General features: G+C 47.8%; 15 protein-coding genes, 1 tRNA gene and 1 pseudogene. 7 read left to right on the top strand and 10 right to left on the bottom strand.

Annotated features, from left to right (window positions below; genetic code table 11):
• Positions 1-298 precede the first annotated feature (298 nt).
• Positions 299-1,603, top strand: coding sequence for a lipopolysaccharide assembly protein LapB (locus H6F68_RS22465; protein ID WP_199300250.1), 1,305 nt, complete (start codon positions 299-301; stop codon positions 1,601-1,603).
• Between the two features lie 55 nt (positions 1,604-1,658).
• On the opposite strand, the gene H6F68_RS22460 is transcribed toward H6F68_RS22465, so the two are convergent.
• A complete protein-coding gene (locus H6F68_RS22460) occupies positions 1,659-2,105 on the bottom strand; it encodes a pentapeptide repeat-containing protein (RefSeq protein WP_190562459.1) in 447 nt (148 codons plus the stop codon).
• Positions 2,106-2,306: 201 nt separating this feature from the next.
• Positions 2,307-3,332 carry an ABC transporter permease gene (locus H6F68_RS22455; protein WP_190562457.1) on the bottom strand — a complete coding sequence of 342 codons (1,026 nt, stop codon included), beginning with the start codon at positions 3,330-3,332 and terminating at the stop codon, positions 2,307-2,309.
• Positions 3,333-3,528: 196 nt separating this feature from the next.
• Here H6F68_RS22455 and H6F68_RS22450 point away from each other — a divergent pair, with 196 nt between their 5' ends.
• Positions 3,529-4,323, top strand: a complete 795-nt coding sequence (locus H6F68_RS22450) for a glycosyltransferase family 2 protein (RefSeq protein ID WP_190562455.1) — start codon at positions 3,529-3,531, stop codon at positions 4,321-4,323.
• A gap of 45 nt (positions 4,324-4,368) precedes the next feature.
• Here the strand turns inward: H6F68_RS22450 and H6F68_RS22445 are convergent, their stop codons facing one another.
• Positions 4,369-6,018 (bottom strand): ABC transporter substrate-binding protein, encoded by a 1,650-nt coding sequence (locus H6F68_RS22445; protein ID WP_190562453.1) that lies wholly within the window; start codon positions 6,016-6,018, stop codon positions 4,369-4,371.
• 275 nt (positions 6,019-6,293) lie between these two features.
• Positions 6,294-7,310: a sulfate/molybdate ABC transporter ATP-binding protein gene (locus H6F68_RS22440; protein ID WP_190562452.1), complete on the bottom strand. Its 1,017-nt coding sequence runs from the start codon at positions 7,308-7,310 to the stop codon at positions 6,294-6,296.
• A 334-nt stretch (positions 7,311-7,644) separates the two neighbouring features.
• Between H6F68_RS22440 and chlP the strand changes: the two genes are divergently transcribed.
• From chlP to H6F68_RS22425, 3 genes are all read left to right on the top strand, one after another.
• Positions 7,645-8,868 (top strand): geranylgeranyl reductase, encoded by a 1,224-nt coding sequence (chlP, locus tag H6F68_RS22435; RefSeq protein WP_190562451.1) that lies wholly within the window; start codon positions 7,645-7,647, stop codon positions 8,866-8,868.
• A 195-nt stretch (positions 8,869-9,063) separates the two neighbouring features.
• Positions 9,064-10,032: a hypothetical protein gene (locus tag H6F68_RS22430; protein WP_190562450.1), complete on the top strand. Its 969-nt coding sequence runs from the start codon at positions 9,064-9,066 to the stop codon at positions 10,030-10,032.
• Positions 10,033-10,061: 29 nt separating this feature from the next.
• Positions 10,062-10,442 (top strand): hypothetical protein, encoded by a 381-nt coding sequence (locus H6F68_RS22425; RefSeq protein ID WP_190562449.1) that lies wholly within the window; start codon positions 10,062-10,064, stop codon positions 10,440-10,442.
• A 133-nt stretch (positions 10,443-10,575) separates the two neighbouring features.
• Here the strand turns inward: H6F68_RS22425 and H6F68_RS22420 are convergent, their stop codons facing one another.
• Positions 10,576-11,316, bottom strand: coding sequence for a response regulator transcription factor (locus H6F68_RS22420; RefSeq protein ID WP_190438593.1), 741 nt, complete (start codon positions 11,314-11,316; stop codon positions 10,576-10,578).
• 269 nt (positions 11,317-11,585) lie between these two features.
• On the opposite strand from H6F68_RS22420, the gene H6F68_RS22415 reads away from it, so the two are divergent.
• Positions 11,586-12,785, top strand: coding sequence for a glycosyltransferase family 2 protein (locus H6F68_RS22415; RefSeq protein ID WP_242065619.1), 1,200 nt, complete (start codon positions 11,586-11,588; stop codon positions 12,783-12,785).
• 30 nt (positions 12,786-12,815) lie between these two features.
• Here H6F68_RS22415 and H6F68_RS22410 read toward each other — a convergent pair whose 3' ends face one another.
• The 5 genes from H6F68_RS22410 to H6F68_RS22390 form a co-directional block, all read right to left on the bottom strand.
• Positions 12,816-13,997: an aminotransferase class V-fold PLP-dependent enzyme gene (locus tag H6F68_RS22410; RefSeq protein ID WP_190562447.1), complete on the bottom strand. Its 1,182-nt coding sequence runs from the start codon at positions 13,995-13,997 to the stop codon at positions 12,816-12,818.
• Between the two features lie 27 nt (positions 13,998-14,024).
• Positions 14,025-14,096 (bottom strand) — tRNA-Asn (locus tag H6F68_RS22405).
• Positions 14,097-14,176: 80 nt separating this feature from the next.
• Positions 14,177-14,746: an NYN domain-containing protein gene (locus tag H6F68_RS22400; RefSeq protein ID WP_190562446.1), complete on the bottom strand. Its 570-nt coding sequence runs from the start codon at positions 14,744-14,746 to the stop codon at positions 14,177-14,179.
• A gap of 140 nt (positions 14,747-14,886) precedes the next feature.
• Positions 14,887-15,609 (bottom strand): energy-coupling factor ABC transporter ATP-binding protein, encoded by a 723-nt coding sequence (locus H6F68_RS22395; protein WP_190437872.1) that lies wholly within the window; start codon positions 15,607-15,609, stop codon positions 14,887-14,889.
• Entirely contained in the window at positions 15,606-15,869 is a 264-nt protein-coding gene (locus tag H6F68_RS22390) for a hypothetical protein (RefSeq protein WP_190437869.1), read from the bottom strand. Before H6F68_RS22390 ends, H6F68_RS22395 begins: the two co-directional genes overlap by 4 nt.
• A 350-nt stretch (positions 15,870-16,219) precedes the next feature.
• Between H6F68_RS22390 and H6F68_RS22385 the strand changes: the two are divergent.
• Positions 16,220-16,332, top strand: a pseudogene (locus H6F68_RS22385) (photosystem II D2 protein (photosystem q(a) protein)); the annotation flags it as partial.

Here is a 16,332-nt window from a genome sequence, read left to right as displayed (position 1 = left end):
ATCCAGGTCTTTGAGTCGTAGTCCTCAGTGATTAGGGTGTCAAGAATTTCAACTCTTCAGGAAATAGCATGACCTGTAGCACGAATAAGTGCCCATTATCCCATGCCATCCCAGCACTTTAAGGCGTTTTGTTAAAAATTCCTACAGCTTACCTAAAGATAGCTGAACTTAACCACGCTAAATTTAGCTGTCTCCGGATTGAATCAAGTGCCAAAGCTGAAACTTTCAGGCCAAAATTAGATTCTGCTCTTTATATAGATGCGTGCTTTAACTTAGGATGCGGCAACACAATTCAGCCATGACTTTACCCTTCGGTTCCCTCAAGCGGTTAGCCAGCCTTACTGTATGGCTGCGATCGCCCAAACTATTGCAGCGTGGCAGCATCATTGCAGCTCTAGTTGTGCTTGGTCTGAGTAGCTATGCCCCTAGTGCCACCGCCAAGAAAGCAACCCAGCCTGATGAATTTCCGCCGAATCCTTTAGAGCTGAAACTTGCCGATCCTTTGTTACCCACAGCCACGAGCGATCGCCCTCTGACGGATCAGGAGCAGCAAACCCTAAGAACGGCCTTGGATGAACTTAACGCTCAAGCCACTGCGCAATTCCGCTCAGGACAACTGGAAAGCGCTTTTGAAATCTGGTACCGAGAGTTACGCCTGCGACGAGCGTTGGGTTTATTGGAAGAAGTAGCAGCGTTGAACCGAGTGGGTAGCATAGCTTGGGAAGAGAACCGCACCACCGATGTCAGACAAATTTCTGAGCGACTGCAAGCCATTCAACAGCAAGCTCAATCTTCTAATAATTTGGAACTTTTGCGATCGCTGGGGCAAGCTTATCAGCAGCTGCGAGCAAAAGATTTAGCTGTGACTGTGCACGAACAAACTTTGGCGATCGTGCGCCAGCAGCAAGACTTAGCGGCAGAAGCTAGTACCCTCGATACTATTGGTCAGCTTCACGTCAACTGGTTTTCCTACAACAATGCAGCTACTACCTATCAACAACTCCTGACTTTGGTTCGCAATCGAGGAACCCTCCCAGGAGCCACTCCTAGCCGAACCTTGACTGAAACTAGCCTACTCCAACAGCTTGCCTACATCTACGAACAAGGCAAACAACCAGAGCCCGCGATCGTTGTTCAGCAAGAACTGATTAATCTTTACCAAGCTCAAGATGCCACTCAAGTACCCAGATTAAAGCTAGCGATCGCTGCCAATTATCAAGCTCTAGGGCAACTTAATCAAGCCATAGAAAACTATCAAGCCACTTATCTTCTAGCCCAATCCCTACAACAATTCGCTCATGCCAGCGAAGCTTTGAAACGTTTGGGCGAACTTTACCAAGCGCAAAATGAGCTAGACAAAGCCCTACATATCTATGGGTTTTTAGTAGATGTAGAAGCCCAGTCCTACAATGTCTACGGCAGAATGAATGCTTACGACAAGCTGGGCCAAATTCACACAGCTCGTAAAGAATACGCCCAAGCAGTTGCGGCCTTCCAGCAAGGTCTCACCCTAGCTCAGCAACTTAACCACCAGCAAGATTATTTCACTAAGCAAATCGAGCTAGCTAATCAGCCTCAACCTGAATCACAAACGAATCCGTAAGGCTAAGGCATGAGGAACTAGGGTTGGCAAACGACTAACCTGATTGAGGTTCGCCTTATTCACCACCAATGTTGAGGTTGGTGCCAAAGAGCTGCGTACCAGCTAAGTTGGCTCCATTAATCGTGGCACCTTGCATGTTGGCGTGATGGAGCTGAGCACTGGCAAGGTTCGCGAGATTCAAATTGGCTTGGTCAAAGACAGCATCACTAGCAAAGGCTCCTGCCAAGTTAGCTCCTTGCAAATTAGCGCCTGTGAGGTCAGACCCTTCCAAATTGGCACGGTTCAGCAATGCCCTTTGTAAGTTTGCACCTCTTAGGTCAGCGCCTAGTAGATGAGCACCTGTCAAATTGGCGCCTCTCAAGTCAGCACCCGTGAGATTACACCCACTGCAAACTTTGGTGCTTAGGAGTTGCTTAACATGGTCAGGGTCTTCAGCTTGGGCTGGCATAGCCATCCACAAAGTTGTCAATAATGCAGTGGCTGCTAACAGTTCTCGTTTCATATTCCTTGCCTCCAAGGAACGCTTGGCTCTATATCTAATCTCGCTTAACTGCCAAACTCTTGCCTCCTGCAACAGGACGAGCTGCAAGGGTGAAATTACTGCGGTCTCGGCCTGGCAGAATGATGTTTCTACCTACTTCAGTTGTAAATCTAATTCGACTTAGTTCAGCCATTTGAGGGAGATTCTTAACTCAGACGAACCCTAGTAGCGAATCCGAGGATCAACATAGGCATTTAAGAGATCGATCGCGATACTAGCCAAGACAACGATCGCCGCAAAAAATACCACAATGCCTTGCACTGTAGGATAATCTCGCTGATTGATCGCCTCATACAAGCGGTTGGCTAACCCTGGCCAAGAGAACGTCACTTCTGTCAAAATGGCACCCCCTAGCATCGCAGCGAGAGTCAATCCTAAGACCGTGATCACAGGAATCAAGGCATTTTTGAGGGCGTGCGACCACAAAACTTTACCTTCAGAAATCCCCCTAGCTCTGGCAGCTTCTACATAATCTGCTTTCAGGGTTTGCTTGAGATTCACTCGCACCATCCGCTCAAAAATACCACTGAGTAAAATTCCTAAGGTGAGGCAAGGCAAAGTGAGATAGTAAAGCGCAACTCCAAACTGCGCGAGGTTGCCGCTGAGAAGACTGTCCACTGTGTAGAGTCCAGTTGGCCCTTGTGGTACTGGTACCGTGATTGGAAAACGGCTCCCAATCGGAAACCAACGGAGTTGCACTGCAAAAATAAGTTGCAACAACATGCCTGCCCAGAACAGGGGCACCGAATAGGTAATGATGCCGAACAACCGCCCACCCGCATCAAACACAGTATCTGGCTTGGAAGCTGAGAGAATGCCAACGCTAACGCCAACTAGCAACGCGATCGCCATGCTAAAGACCGCTAACTCCACCGTGGCGGGGAAATAAGCTTGAATGATTTCCCATACCGATTGGCCTCGGACAGTTAACGAAGTGCCCAGATCTAGACGTAGCAAATCGCCTAAGTAGTTGAGATACTGCTGCCAAAGAGGCAAATCCAACCCTAACTGTTGCCGTAAGGCTACTTTTGCGGCCTCTGGTGCTCTCGGCCCCAAAATCACATCTACGGCATCACCAGGAGTAGCCCGTAGCAACAGAAACACAACTGTAGTGATGGTCCAGAGCATCAAAGGAGCTAAAAACAAACGAGCAGCAACGTAATATTGCAGCGCTTTCGAGCGAGACATAGAGATTTAGTACTAGGTACCAGAGTTTTGTGGGTTGATACTGAACATAAATCGAGAATGTAACAAGGGCAACTAAACTTTTTAAATGGTTTGCTCTTTAATAATCAGTATCGCTGCCTAAAAACTACAGTTAACAAGCAGAAAGCTGACACCGGGTGCTGGTTTTAAGAGATGCCACTTAGAAAACTAAGTTCTTATGCTTGTTTTTGTTGTTCCTCTCAAAAGTTCAAGCGTTTCTAATTCGTGGGAAAGAGTTTCTCAGCTTTTTGAAAGATGTATAAAATCAATCTGCAACCAAACATCACCCAACTTCAAAGTGGTGATTGCTTGCCATGAGATTCCTGACATTAAGTTTAGCCATAGTAGCATTGAATATGTGCCAGTAAGCTTTGATCCACCCAGATTGGATGTTTTGGATGACAAACTTCGAGATAAGCTACAAAAGGTTTCATTTGGGCTGACCTATGCTGAGAGATTTGACCCTTCACACACCATGCTTGTAGATGCTGATGATTGTGTGAGCAAACACTTGGCAGCCTTTGTGACCCAGAATCCTCAAGCTAACGGATGGTTTATCAATCAAGGTTACGAGTATGAAAATGGAAGCCGATTAATCTATCGAAATCGCAGCAGCTTCCATCTTAAATGTGGTACTTCAAATATCATTAAATACAGCGCCTATAAGCCATCAAAGTTCTCTGGAGAGACGAAAGAGCAGGCCTATTGGATTGGGCATAGAAATGTAGAGAAATCTATGAAAAAAAGAGATATGCCTATTGATCCTTTACCATTTTCTGGAGCAATCTACAATGTTTTCAATGGAGAAAACATTTATTATCAGAAAAATCTAAGCGATCCTAACAATCCTAGAAAAGCTCACAATTCTGATAGCTTTTTCCTACGTAGTACCAAGCGAGCAGGCAAGCTACTAGCATCTCAATTGTTAACAAACTCAATTCGCGACGAATTTGGTTTGTATCCAATCCATTAGTCTTGCTAGTAGCTTGAACTAGGGTAAAACAATTAGCTAACGGAATTATCCTTTTTTAAGGGAGCTAAACGGAACTTTTTGGGTTGCTTCTAGACGGGCTCCTGAAATGCCTTTTTGAACAAATAAGTACTCTTTATTTTGCCAAAGGGGAATAAAGGGTACGTCCTTCACCAAAAGCTCTTGAATTTCTCCAAAGATTTTTTGGCGGGCCTGGGGATTTCGTTCTTGACGCTCTTGGTCAATTAGTTGATTGATGCGATCGCTGTAGTAGAAAGAGCCTTGACCTTTACTAGCACCCTCTTGGCAACCTGTGGTTTCTGAGCCTTTAGCACAAGCTAAGAAGGGCTGAATATAGTTATCTGCATCTAAAAAGTCAGGGGCCCAGTCCAAAATAAACATGGGATAAGCGCCTTTATCCAAGTTTTGGTAAGCAGTCGCCGACTCTACACTTTTTAGGTCAATCGTCATGGCTCCACCCAGTTTTTGGGCAGCTAAAGCCTTGAGGGTGGTAGCAACCAACTCATTGCTGGTCAGGTTAGAACGATACCAAAGTTCTAGTTGGAGCGGCTTGTCTTTGGAGTACCCCGCCTTTGTCAACAACTCTTGCACTTTCGCAATATTGCCATCTCCATAAGCCTGTTGAAACACAGGGCTGTAGGAATCTAAGGTGGTAGGAATTAAACTGTAAAGCGGCTCCACCTGGCCTTGAAATACCCGTTGTTGCAGAAGCGGGCGATCAATTAGGGCGGCGATCGCTTGTCTGACCAAGGCTTGATCCAGCGGTTTGTCTTGCAAGTTCAAGGTTAGGTAGTAAATGCCATCACCTCGGCCTTCAATCACCTGCCAACCCGATCGCTGTGCTCCCTGTTGTAAACTCCGGACCTGATCTAAATCTAGGTTTTGGTAAGCAACATCCACCGAGCCTGTCTGAAAGGCGTTATATAAATTGGCTGGACTCGAAAGATTCTGGATATCTACACCTTGATTCGCAGGTTTTTCACCCCAATACTGGTCAAATACATCCAGCTTTAAGGAATCGGTGCCGTACTGAGCCAATTTATAAGGTCCAGTCCCAATAAAAGTAGCAGGCTTAAATTTGCCTTGGCCGACCTCGTAAGCTTTTGGGGATACAGCCACCGTCCCTGAGAAGGCCAACAAATTGGGAAAAGCAGCAAAGGGCTTCTTCAGTTGAATGGTTAACTCACTTTCTCCTGTGGCTGTGACTGACTCCACCGTGTCACTAAGCAAAAAGGAAGGCTGTCCCCCATTCTCAATAAAGCGACGCAGCGAGAAAGCCATCGCTTCGGCGTTAAAAGGGGTGCCATCGTGGAAAACCACGCCTTGCCGCAAAGGAATTTTGTAGGTCATGCCATCTTCACTCACCTGAGGCAGGGCAGTTGCCAGTTGCGGCTTCAGGTTGGTTGTGCCCGCTTCATAGGTGTAGAGGCGATCGCCTAGGTTGTAGAGTAAATTGCCCGCCCAAATATCGTAAGCATCGGCTGGGTCGAGGGTCCGCACTTTGGCAGTCGTCCCTAAAACGATACGATCGCCAGTGCTATTGGCCGCAGGAGAACCAGTTGGCTGAGTGGCTTGTCGAGAAGCACAACTGATGGCGAGAAAGCAACACAAACTGAACAGACCCAAAAACTTGCCCAGCGATCGCCACTGCCGGACGGACAAACTCAACCAGTTCATAGCGTACGATTCCAAGTTATGAGGCGTAGGATAGGCACCCTAGCACTGCCACTCTCTAGTAGCAATCACTATTAGCCCTCTTAGATTAAAGCCGAAAGTAGGACCATCAGGTGAGGTACTGAGGACCACCACTGCATCCCTTCGCGATCGCCACAGTGAATCAGGAAAGTTTCGGATAGCTTGACTGATTGAATTTAAGCTCAGGCCAGAGCAATTACTTAGGCAATCACTTGGGCAATTACTTGTGCAAACTCAAAGCCTTAGAACCGCAAAATTTAGATGGAGTAGTAAATGGGGAACGATTTTGCCTCCTTAGGCTTCACGTAGACCCGCTGCTCAGGCTCCAGGTTTAATTCATTAAAGCGCTCTCGTGTTAGGTGCGCTGTCACCACTTGGCCATCATCCAAGGTCAGCTCGGCTTGAACTTCCCAACCCAAGTGAATTAAGCGACTGACTCTGGCAGCTGCCGTCACGCCATTCGGGGACGTTTCAATCAGCACATCCTGAGGCCGCAGGAATACTTCTGGGTGAGCTGAGTCGAAACCATTGTCTTGGAAAATGCGAGAACTGCTGGGCAGCACATTGACCGGACCAATAAAACTCATGACAAAGGCGCTAGCAGGATGATCGTAAATCTCGGCGGGTGAGCCCATTTGCTCAACACGGCCCTTATTCATCACCACAATCTCATCTGAGACTTCCATTGCCTCTTCTTGGTCATGAGTAACAAATACTGTCGTCACATGCACTTCATCATGCAGTCGCCGCAGCCAAGCTCGCAAATCTTTCCGTACCTTGGCATCTAGCGCCCCAAAAGGTTCATCTAGCAGTAGCACTTGCGGCTCCACTGCTAACGCCCTTGCCAAGGCAACCCGCTGCCGTTGGCCCCCAGAGAGTTGAGATGGATAGCGATCGCCTAGCCCTCTGAGTTGAACTAGGTCTAGCAGTTCTTCCACCCGATTTGTGATCTTTGACCTGGGAGTTTTGCGAATCTCTAAAGAGAAGGCAATATTTTTCCGGACGGTCAGATGCTTGAACAAGGCATAGTGCTGAAACACGAAGCCAATATTGCGGTCTTGGACACTTTGATAAGTCGCGTCTCTACCCGTTAGCAAAATTTTTCCGCTGTCTGGCGTTTCTAACCCTGCTATCAAGCGCAGTAGCGTGGACTTGCCTGACCCTGATGGCCCCAGCAAAGCCACCAATGAGCCGGTTTTTACTTCCAAGCTCACCTGATCTACCGCTTGAAAGCTACCGAACTGCTTAGATACGTTTTCGACTACAATGCCCATTGCTACTGACCTAGGAAGGGTGAAAGCGACAGGATCAGCGATGAGTCGCGCTTAAAATCCCGGTTCACCGATGAGATTACTGTAGTTTTATACCATGAACTGTATCTAATTCACTTAAATTCTGTACTTGAATTCCGCAGATTACAGATAAGTCTGTTACGAACTGTGCTTTTGCCAAAGTGCTTCAGGGCATAAGTCAAACCACCCAAATTCATGTCGGTATATTAAGGTCTGTTGCATTTCAGTCATATCTCTTCTGTTGAGTCTGCTGGAGAGAAAAAGTCCGTGATACCATCTCCTCTTGTAGCCGTAGAAGAGATTGGGAGAAAGACCTTTGGCACTAAGGGTTGCTGTTGTTGGAGGCGGTCCAGCAGGTTCTTCCGCTGCTGAGACATTAGCAAAAGCTGGTATCGAAACTTATTTATTCGAGCGCAAATTAGATAACGCCAAACCCTGCGGTGGAGCCATTCCCCTCTGCATGGTGGAGGAATTTGACTTGCCCCTCAACATCATTGATCGGCAGGTGAGAAAAATGAAAATGATCTCACCATCCAACGTTGAGGTCAGCATTGGCAGCACGCTCAAGGAAGGCGAATACATTGGCATGTGCCGTCGGGAAGTCCTTGATGGTTTCATGCGCGATCGCGCTGAAAAGCTTGGTGCCAAGTTGATCAATGGCACAGTTCATAAACTTGAGATTCCCGGCAACAACAAGGACCCTTACACCCTGCACTATGCTGACCACTCGGATGGCAGCTTAGAAGGCACTGCTAAGACTTTGCAAGTTGACTTGGTCGTCGGGGCAGATGGGGCCAACTCCCGGATTGCCAAAGCCATTGACGCAGGAGACTACAACTATGCGATCGCCTTCCAAGAGCGGATTCGCTTGCCGGAAGACAAAATGGCTTACTACCAAGACCTAGCAGAAATGTATGTCGGTGATGACGTTTCTACCGATTTCTACGCTTGGGTTTTCCCCAAATACGACCACGTAGCGGTGGGCACGGGCACAATGCACGTGAACAAAGCTGACATCAAGAAGCTGCAAGCAGGGATTCGCGCCCGTGCTGCTAAGCGTCTAGAAGGTGGCGAAATCATCAAGGTAGAAGCTCACCCCATTCCTGAGCACCCCAGACCTCGCCGTGTCGTGGGTCGTGTGGCTCTGGTCGGTGATGCTGCGGGTACTGTCACCAAGTCTTCGGGTGAAGGAATCTACTTCGCGGCGAAGTCCGCTCGGATGTGCGCTGAAGCCATTGTGGAATTTTCTAACCAGGGTCAGCGAATTCCCACCGAAGCTGATTTGAAGGTGTACATCAAGCGTTGGGATAAAATGTACGGCCTCACCTATAAGGTGTTGGACATCTTACAATCTGTCTTCTATCGCTCGGATGCCACCCGTGAAGCGTTTGTAGAAATGTGCGCCGACATGGATGTGCAGAAGCTCACATTCGACAGCTACCTCTACAAAACCGTTGTGCCTGCTAATCCCTTGGTACAACTCAAAATCACGGCTAAAACGATTGGTAGCTTGCTGCGCGGTAACGCCCTCGCTCCCTAATTGATTTAGCGCTAAGTTTCTCAATTCGCAATTACTCCAATCGCGATCGCTTGACTTAATAGTTGGGCGATCGTTTTTTTATGTTCTTGAAATCCTCACAACTCATTCATTACGTCCTCATCATTTGCAGGCTAGAGTCCTACTCATCAAGGGCAGTCTAACCAAAGCATTTATTTACTTTCTGGAGAACTTAGCATGATTCCCCTTATCCTCGGCGCTGTTGCATTAGGGACTGCGGCTTATGGAGCTTTGAAGGGTACAGAAGGCGTTAGCAATATGAGCGAGGCCAGTAAAATCGGGGAGAAGGCCCAAAAACGTCACAAGTTTGCAGTTGAACAGTTAAAACAGGACGGAGAAGCCACTAATAAGCTTGCGGAAGAGTATGGGCAGCTTCAACTTGATGTAATGATGCGAACGATTGGCCGTTTTGTCGCCTTTATTGAACGTAGTGGTCAACAAGCATCCCAAGCTAATAAGGAATTTTTGGGAGGATTAGAAATTTCTGTTCAGCAAATTGAAGAGTATAAAACCGCAGCTTTAGAAGCTCAACAATTTTTTCAGGGCGGTGCAAAGGCAGTCGGAGCCGCTGCCGCTGGTTATGGAGGTGCGATGGGATTAGCTACCTCTGTAGGTGTGGCCAGCACTGGAACTCTCATAGGTAGCCTAAGTGGAGCTGCCGCTTGGAACGCAACTTTGGCTTGGCTAGGTGGCGGGTCACTAGCTGCCGGAGGCGGTGGAATGGCTCTAGGTTCTCTGGTTTTAGGAGGTATTACCGTTGGCCCAGCCGTATTTATTGGCGGTTTTGTACTTGCTGGTGAAGGAGAAAAGGCTTTAACCAAGGCTAGAGAGTATGAAGCTGAAGCCAATGCTGCTATTGCTAAAATTCATGCTGCAAAAGCATTTATGGGACAGGTAAATCAACGCATTAATGAGCTAAGCAAGTTAGTCTGCACTTTAAACGATCAAGCTGTTTTAGGTCTCAACGAGCTTGAATCTTACAAATTATTTAACACGGCTAGGGATGCCCATAAATTCCAGCAAGTTGCACTGCTAATAAGAGCACTTGCGGAAATTATGAAGACACCCGTCTTAGATAGCCAGGGGCACTTAAACCCTAGCAGTATTAGCATTCAAGCCAAGTACTGCAACTTAAGAAATCAGTAAGTATATCCTTAAATCGAACGGTGCCAGAGATGTTTACACAAATCATTAGCCCTGCTGAATATTTGCAGCAAATTCTATCGGCCTATGCTGAATGCACTCAAATTACCGAAGAGGAGAGAACTAAACGCAGAGAAATTGAAGCTAACGAGAAAGCAACGATCGCTAAAATTCATGCTCAACGCGATTTGCTCATGGCTTATCTCGATCGCTCCTTTGATGAACGAGCAGAAAATTTTCGTTCTTTGTTCGAGGTTGTAGATCAAGCGATCGCCAACCAAAATAATGAGCAGCTAGCGATCGCCTTATCCTCAATTGTCGAGATTGCGAAATCTTGTCCTTTCAAAGATCTGGCTAACTTAACCTCTGTTCGCACATCTCTAAACGATCCCAATCATGTGTGGGAGTTTTAGAGAGGTACATAATTAACGGTCAAGTTTGAGCGATCGCGCCAAAAAACAACTAGCCTGCATTCAACGAGTGAAGAGAAGCAATCGCAGGCTGAGCTGTTATCAGTGGCAGAATAATTTTTAGAATTGCGGGGAATTACTCCACCAACAGTTCCTCTGAATTTTCTGATTTTTCATTACCAGGTAGCTCTAAGCAATAGCCTGCGCCATAGACAGTTTTGATATAGCGCGGATGCCGAGGGTCGGGCTCCAGTTTGGTTCTCAGATGTCTCACATGCACCCGAATCGTCTCAATGTCATCATCTGGGTCATAGCCCCAAACTTCCTTGAGGATTTCGCTGGGAGAAACCGTCTGGCCGTGACGCTGCAACAAACAATGTAATAGCTCAAATTCTAGATGGGTTAACTTGACGGTGTGGTCAAACCAAATCGCTTCAAACCGCTCCGGTACAAGGGTAAGAGGGCCGTAGTTAAGAATCTCACTGTGCTTAGCAGCTTGGGGAATGCGATCGGTCCGACGGAGCAAGGCCCGCACCCTTGCCAGCATTTCTTCTAGCTCAAATGGCTTCGTCAGGTAATCATCGGCCCCTGCATTAAAGCCCTCTACCTTGTCCTGAGTTTGGCTCAAAGCAGTCAGCATCAGCACTGGAATATCAGCAGTGCGTTCATCTCGGCGCAGTCGCTGGCACACTGTAAACCCGTCCACCTTAGGCAGCATCAGGTCCAGCATGATTAAATCTGGCTGCAATTGCAGAGCTATAGCTTGACCTTTAATGCCATCCGGCGCTTGGCTGACGTCATACCCAGCCATTTCTAGGTTGACTGCCACTAGCTCTGAAATTGCAGGATCGTCATCAATAACAAGTATCCGGGGCATCATTAAGAAGTCTTCTCTACAGTGATTTTTTAAGGTTCCATACGAACCACTTGAGGAATGCGAAGATTCCTGTACAGATTATAAGCAAGGATTCTAAATCCTTCCTAAAGGATGATGTAAGTTCTTCTCAACAATTATTTTTAGAATGAATTTCACAATTTAGCTGCATATCTCAGCTCGGCGCGGCTTAATCCTAAATTTTCCTTAAATTCGCGATAACTAAGATGAAATGATAGGTGAGCGCCTTTTAAGTAGGTAAAACATTGATATTGTCAGCGCTGCTACTCCTATCTTTGGTAGGAATTATTCTTTTTTCATCGAAATTTCGGCAATCAATTAAGGCTGCGCCGAAACTGTCAGTTCTACCAGTCGACGCGATCGCTACTGAGCAACTACCGCGCCTCTCGGTGATTATTCCAGCCTATAACGAGGCAGAAAACATCCAGGACTGCGTTACAGCAGTGCTAAACAGCACTCAGATGACCCCAGAGCAATTTGAACTGTGGGTAGTGGATGACCAATCTTCCGATAATACGCTTGCGATCGCTCAATCTCTACAACTAAGTCTGGGTGATCCCCGGCTTAAAGTTTTAGTGGGGCAGCCTCGGCCAAATGGGGAAGTGTGGGCGGGCAAAAACTGGGCTTGCACTCAAGGCGTTGAGCAGGCAAGCGGAGACTTTTTATTATTCATTGATGCTGATACTCGCTTGCAGCCAAACGGCATCGAGACAGCCCTCCAAGCCGCGGTTCAAGAGCAGACTGACTTGTTAAGTTGTGGTCCTGGTTTAATCTGTGGTTGCTTAGCAGAATGGCTGGTGCAACCCTTAATGTTTAACCAACTCATTGCTGCTTTTAACTTCGCTGAGGTCAACGATCCAGCCGCGACAGCAGCATTTGCAGCGGGGCCATTCATGTTGTTTCGTCGTACGGCTTACGAGCAGCTTGGTGGCCATCGAGCAGTGGCAAATCAAATCGTTGAGGATGTGGAGCTGGCTCGACTGACCAAACGAAGTGGGCTGAAGCTGCAATATGTAATTGGTACCAATATCGTCAAAGTGCGGATGTATCGCTCTTGGGCAGCTTTGTGGGAAGGTTGGACCAAGAATTTGTATTTAGGAGCGCACCGTAGCGTTGGGTTGATGCTGTATCTGGCTTTGATTGTTCTAGTGGTTTACTCACTGCCTTGGCTAGAACTGGCGATCGCCCTTTACGAGACCTGGAGTAGCCCTTACACTTGGCTCCCTTATATAGATATTGGTTTAGCCCTCATCATCATTGCGCTCCAATATCAGCTACGGCGCATTGGTAGCCAAGTCTCGGGCAGCTCGACCCAGTATTGGTGGCTGAGCGGGGTGGGCGGTGCTTTAGTGGCCGCGATCGCCATTGGCTCAATTATTAAGACCGAAACAGGCTGGGGCTGGACCTGGCGAGGTCGCGTATTGCAGTTGCCCGAAGAACCTATTTCTTAAACTTTTCCTTTGCCAAAGGCTGCTGTCCTTTTATCCTGCTTCTGCTGCTAGCAACTTTACTAGCGCCTGAGCCAAATATTCATATTGCGACACTGTGTTGTAAATCTGCGCGGCTACCCGGACTAAGCGCTTTTGTCCTCCAGGCCAAGGCACAATGGGCACTTCGATGCCGTATTGGTTAAGGAGAGAGATTTGCAACGCCTGGTAAGAGCCATCCGGTAGCGGCACCACAGCTAAAGCCGCAATCATTTCATCGGGGCAGGGGGGCGAGACGTTTAGGGCTTCACACAAAACCTTTCTAGCTGCTAGAGCCTTGGCACGATTGCTCGCCATCAATTCTGGCCATCCTCCAGGCAGCAATCCCCCCAGGAATTCGATCGCTGTAGGTACAGACAGATAAGCACTGGGATCGTAGGTACCAGGCCAGTCAAACTCCAAACGAAATCGTGAGCGATCGGTGCGGGGAGAGTTGGCTCCGTGACTGATGGTCAAAGGGCGAATCTGGGCTTGGCGATCGCGCTGTACATAGAGAAATGCGGCTCCCTTGGGCGCACACAACCATTTATGGCAATTTCCGGTATAGTACGTAGCCCCAATCGTAGGCAAGCTCAGTGGTATGGTTCCTGGCGCATGCGCCCCGTCTATGAGAGTATCAATCCCCCGTTGGCTCAATTCTCTGACTAACGCCTGAATTGGCATCACCAAGCCTGTTTGACTGGTGACATGATCTAGTAGCGCTAGCCGAGTTTTAGGCGAAATCTTAGCAACAACTGCTTCAATCACTTGCTGCGGCGATTGGATGGGCAAAGGAATTTCCGCCACTACTACCTGAGCGCCAGAACGAGCCGCGACAAAATCTAAGGCATTACGGCAAGCATTGTACTCATGGTTTGTCGTTAGCAGCTCATCGTCAGGCGTGAAATGAAGCGATCGCAAAACTGTGTTGATGCCTGTCGTAGCATTCGGTACAAACACCAAATCTAATGGATCTGCGCCAACAAACTCAGCTAATACCTGCCGAGCCGAATCCAATAAACCTTCTAGATCTTGAGCCAGGAACCGTAGCGGCTGCTGCTCCAAGCGCAAGCGAAATTGCTGTTGGACTTCTAGGACTGGTTTAGGACAAGCCCCAAAGGCCCCATGATTCAGAAAGGTAACATCCGGTTTCAACCACCAGAACTTAGACCAATCTTTGTCAGGCTCAGGTCTCACCTAATATATGTCCTATCTTTGATTAAACTCCCCAGGCAGGACTCGAACCTGCGACCAATCGGTTAACAGCCGACCGCTCTACCACTGAGCTACTGAGGAACGTTTCAGCGCGCGAAACCTATAATAACCAGACTCGTCCTACCTTTGCAACCCCTTTTGAAAACTTTTTTTGGGGAAATTTAGTATTTTCTGAATTTTTTCGGTTTCACACCCATGCGTAGCTCTGCCAAACGCTGTTGAGCAGCGGGATCGAGGGAATTAGCCAAAAACCGCTGAGGCGATCGCTGCGTGTTACGTTGCTTGCGATGGATGCGATGAGCAGCCGTCTCTACCTCAAAAGCTAACTGTTGCGACGACATCCATTCGGCTCCATACCCAACCACTGTCAACTGTTGAGCCCGATCAGAAGTCGCCACAATCAGCCGACTATGAAATTTACGAATATCATGGCGAAACAAAGCACAGGCTCTTTCGATAAAAGTATCTGCGGTCTGACCAAAATCTGTGTAGTGAACAGATAAATTTTGGGTGACAATTTCGCAGTTACTGGCGGTATCGCGATATTGAGCGTCGAAGACAACTTGGGTGTCGTAGCCCTGAAAAGCGCTGTAGTTCGTTAAAGCTTCAATCAGTTTCCATCTGGCCGCCTCTAAGCCATCACAATCACGCGCTTGTTTCAGCTCAGGCCAAGTTCCGACTACGTTGTAGCCATCCACTAATAAAACAGCCTGCAGCAAAGAGCGGGGCATTGTTGAAAAAAGTTTTAGGTTTGCATAAATATATAGTCCGTACTGCCAATCATGGCATTTTTTGTTGCGTTCTGTTGCAAAAACGGCGACAGAATCACTCCTATCGCCGCTGACTATTGATTCATATTTGACCAGCAAAACTAATTGCTGACTCGGTTGCTTTCAGAGGCAACTTCCTGAATTTGCATTAGACGCTGCTTGAGGCGCTCTGGCTCACCCGCATCAATCACGCTGCCTTGGTCCAGCAGAAAGGCACCATCGCAATAATTCAATTCATCTAGACGATGCGTCACCCACAAAGCCGTTAGCCCTCGACTTTTGACCAAGCGTTGCACTTGAATGACTAAATCCAGTTGACTATCTGGATCGAGTAATGCCGTTGGTTCGTCGAGTAGCAACACTTCACAATGCCGGGCGATCGCGCCTGCAATGGCAACCCGTTGTTTTTGTCCACCACTCAAGGCATAGATGGGGCGGCGCTGGAACGCCAACAAATTAACCGCGGTCAAGGCCTCCTCCACCCGTTGACGCACCTGCATCGGCGAAAGCCTTTCTTCTACTAAGCCGAAGGCAACATCAGCTCCAACCGTTGGCATTACCAACTGATGGTCAGGATTTTGAAACACAAAACCCACAGGTTGTGCGGTGCGAATCTCGCCTGACTGAGGGCTGAGTAGACCTGCCAGCAATCTCAGCAAGGTCGATTTTCCACTACCATTGGTACCCAAAAGCATCCAAAATTCGCCTTCAGGTACTGCTAGCGAGCAACCTTGTAGCACCGTATCCCCTTTCGGCCATTTGAAGACGAGCTGCTCAACAACTACGGCTGCATCCGTTGTTTCGGGCTGAGTAGCTGCGTTCATTCAGCGATCGCAAAGAAACCAGGGGTTTTACCCGAACCTGCACCGGATTTTTCCGAAATCTGGACACCGGAGATTTCGCTGCTGAGCACAGCAATCTTTTTATCTGGCTGGCGATCGCAAGACAATTCCAGCACTTGACCACTCCCAGATTTAATTGCGTCCAGGACCTGTCGGTAAGTAGTCTCAGCATCCTCGCTTGACTTGCGCTGGATGGACAGCGTTAGGGGCGTGTTTTTCAGAATCAAATCGATGATGAACATGTAATTCAGAATTTAATGGAAAGTTGACTTCAGTATCTCAACTATAGACAGATTCCGGATTAGGTGAGGTGTCGGGGCAATTACAGCTTTTGCCTAGATTTTCTTAGAGGCCAGATTCTGGGCCATCCAGGATGCATGGAGTCCGGATTTAAGAAAATTGGGGATCAGCTCTCAGCAACAGGGGGATGAAATTTCAAAAAGTTACTCATATAATGAAATGCATAGTAAAGAAAAGTAAACTCTACTCACATTTCAACGTTGCTGCTTTCATTTTTTAGATAGGAACTGTTGATTTGTTAGTAAAGTACTTTCTTTAAGTACTCATAACTTAATCTTTGGAGATTTGCGCTATGACCATAGCAATGGGACGCGCGCAGGCAGAGCGGGGGTGGTTCGACGCCCTCGACGACTGGCTGAAACGCGATCGCTTCGTCTTCGTTGGCTGGTCCGGCTTGCTGCTGTT

It is taken from the genome of Trichocoleus sp. FACHB-262 (assembly GCF_014696035.1).
Taxonomy (GTDB): Bacteria; Cyanobacteriota; Cyanobacteriia; order FACHB-46; family FACHB-46; genus Trichocoleus.
Note: the sequence above shows the minus strand (reverse complement) of the source record. Positions and strands in the feature narration are given on the sequence as shown.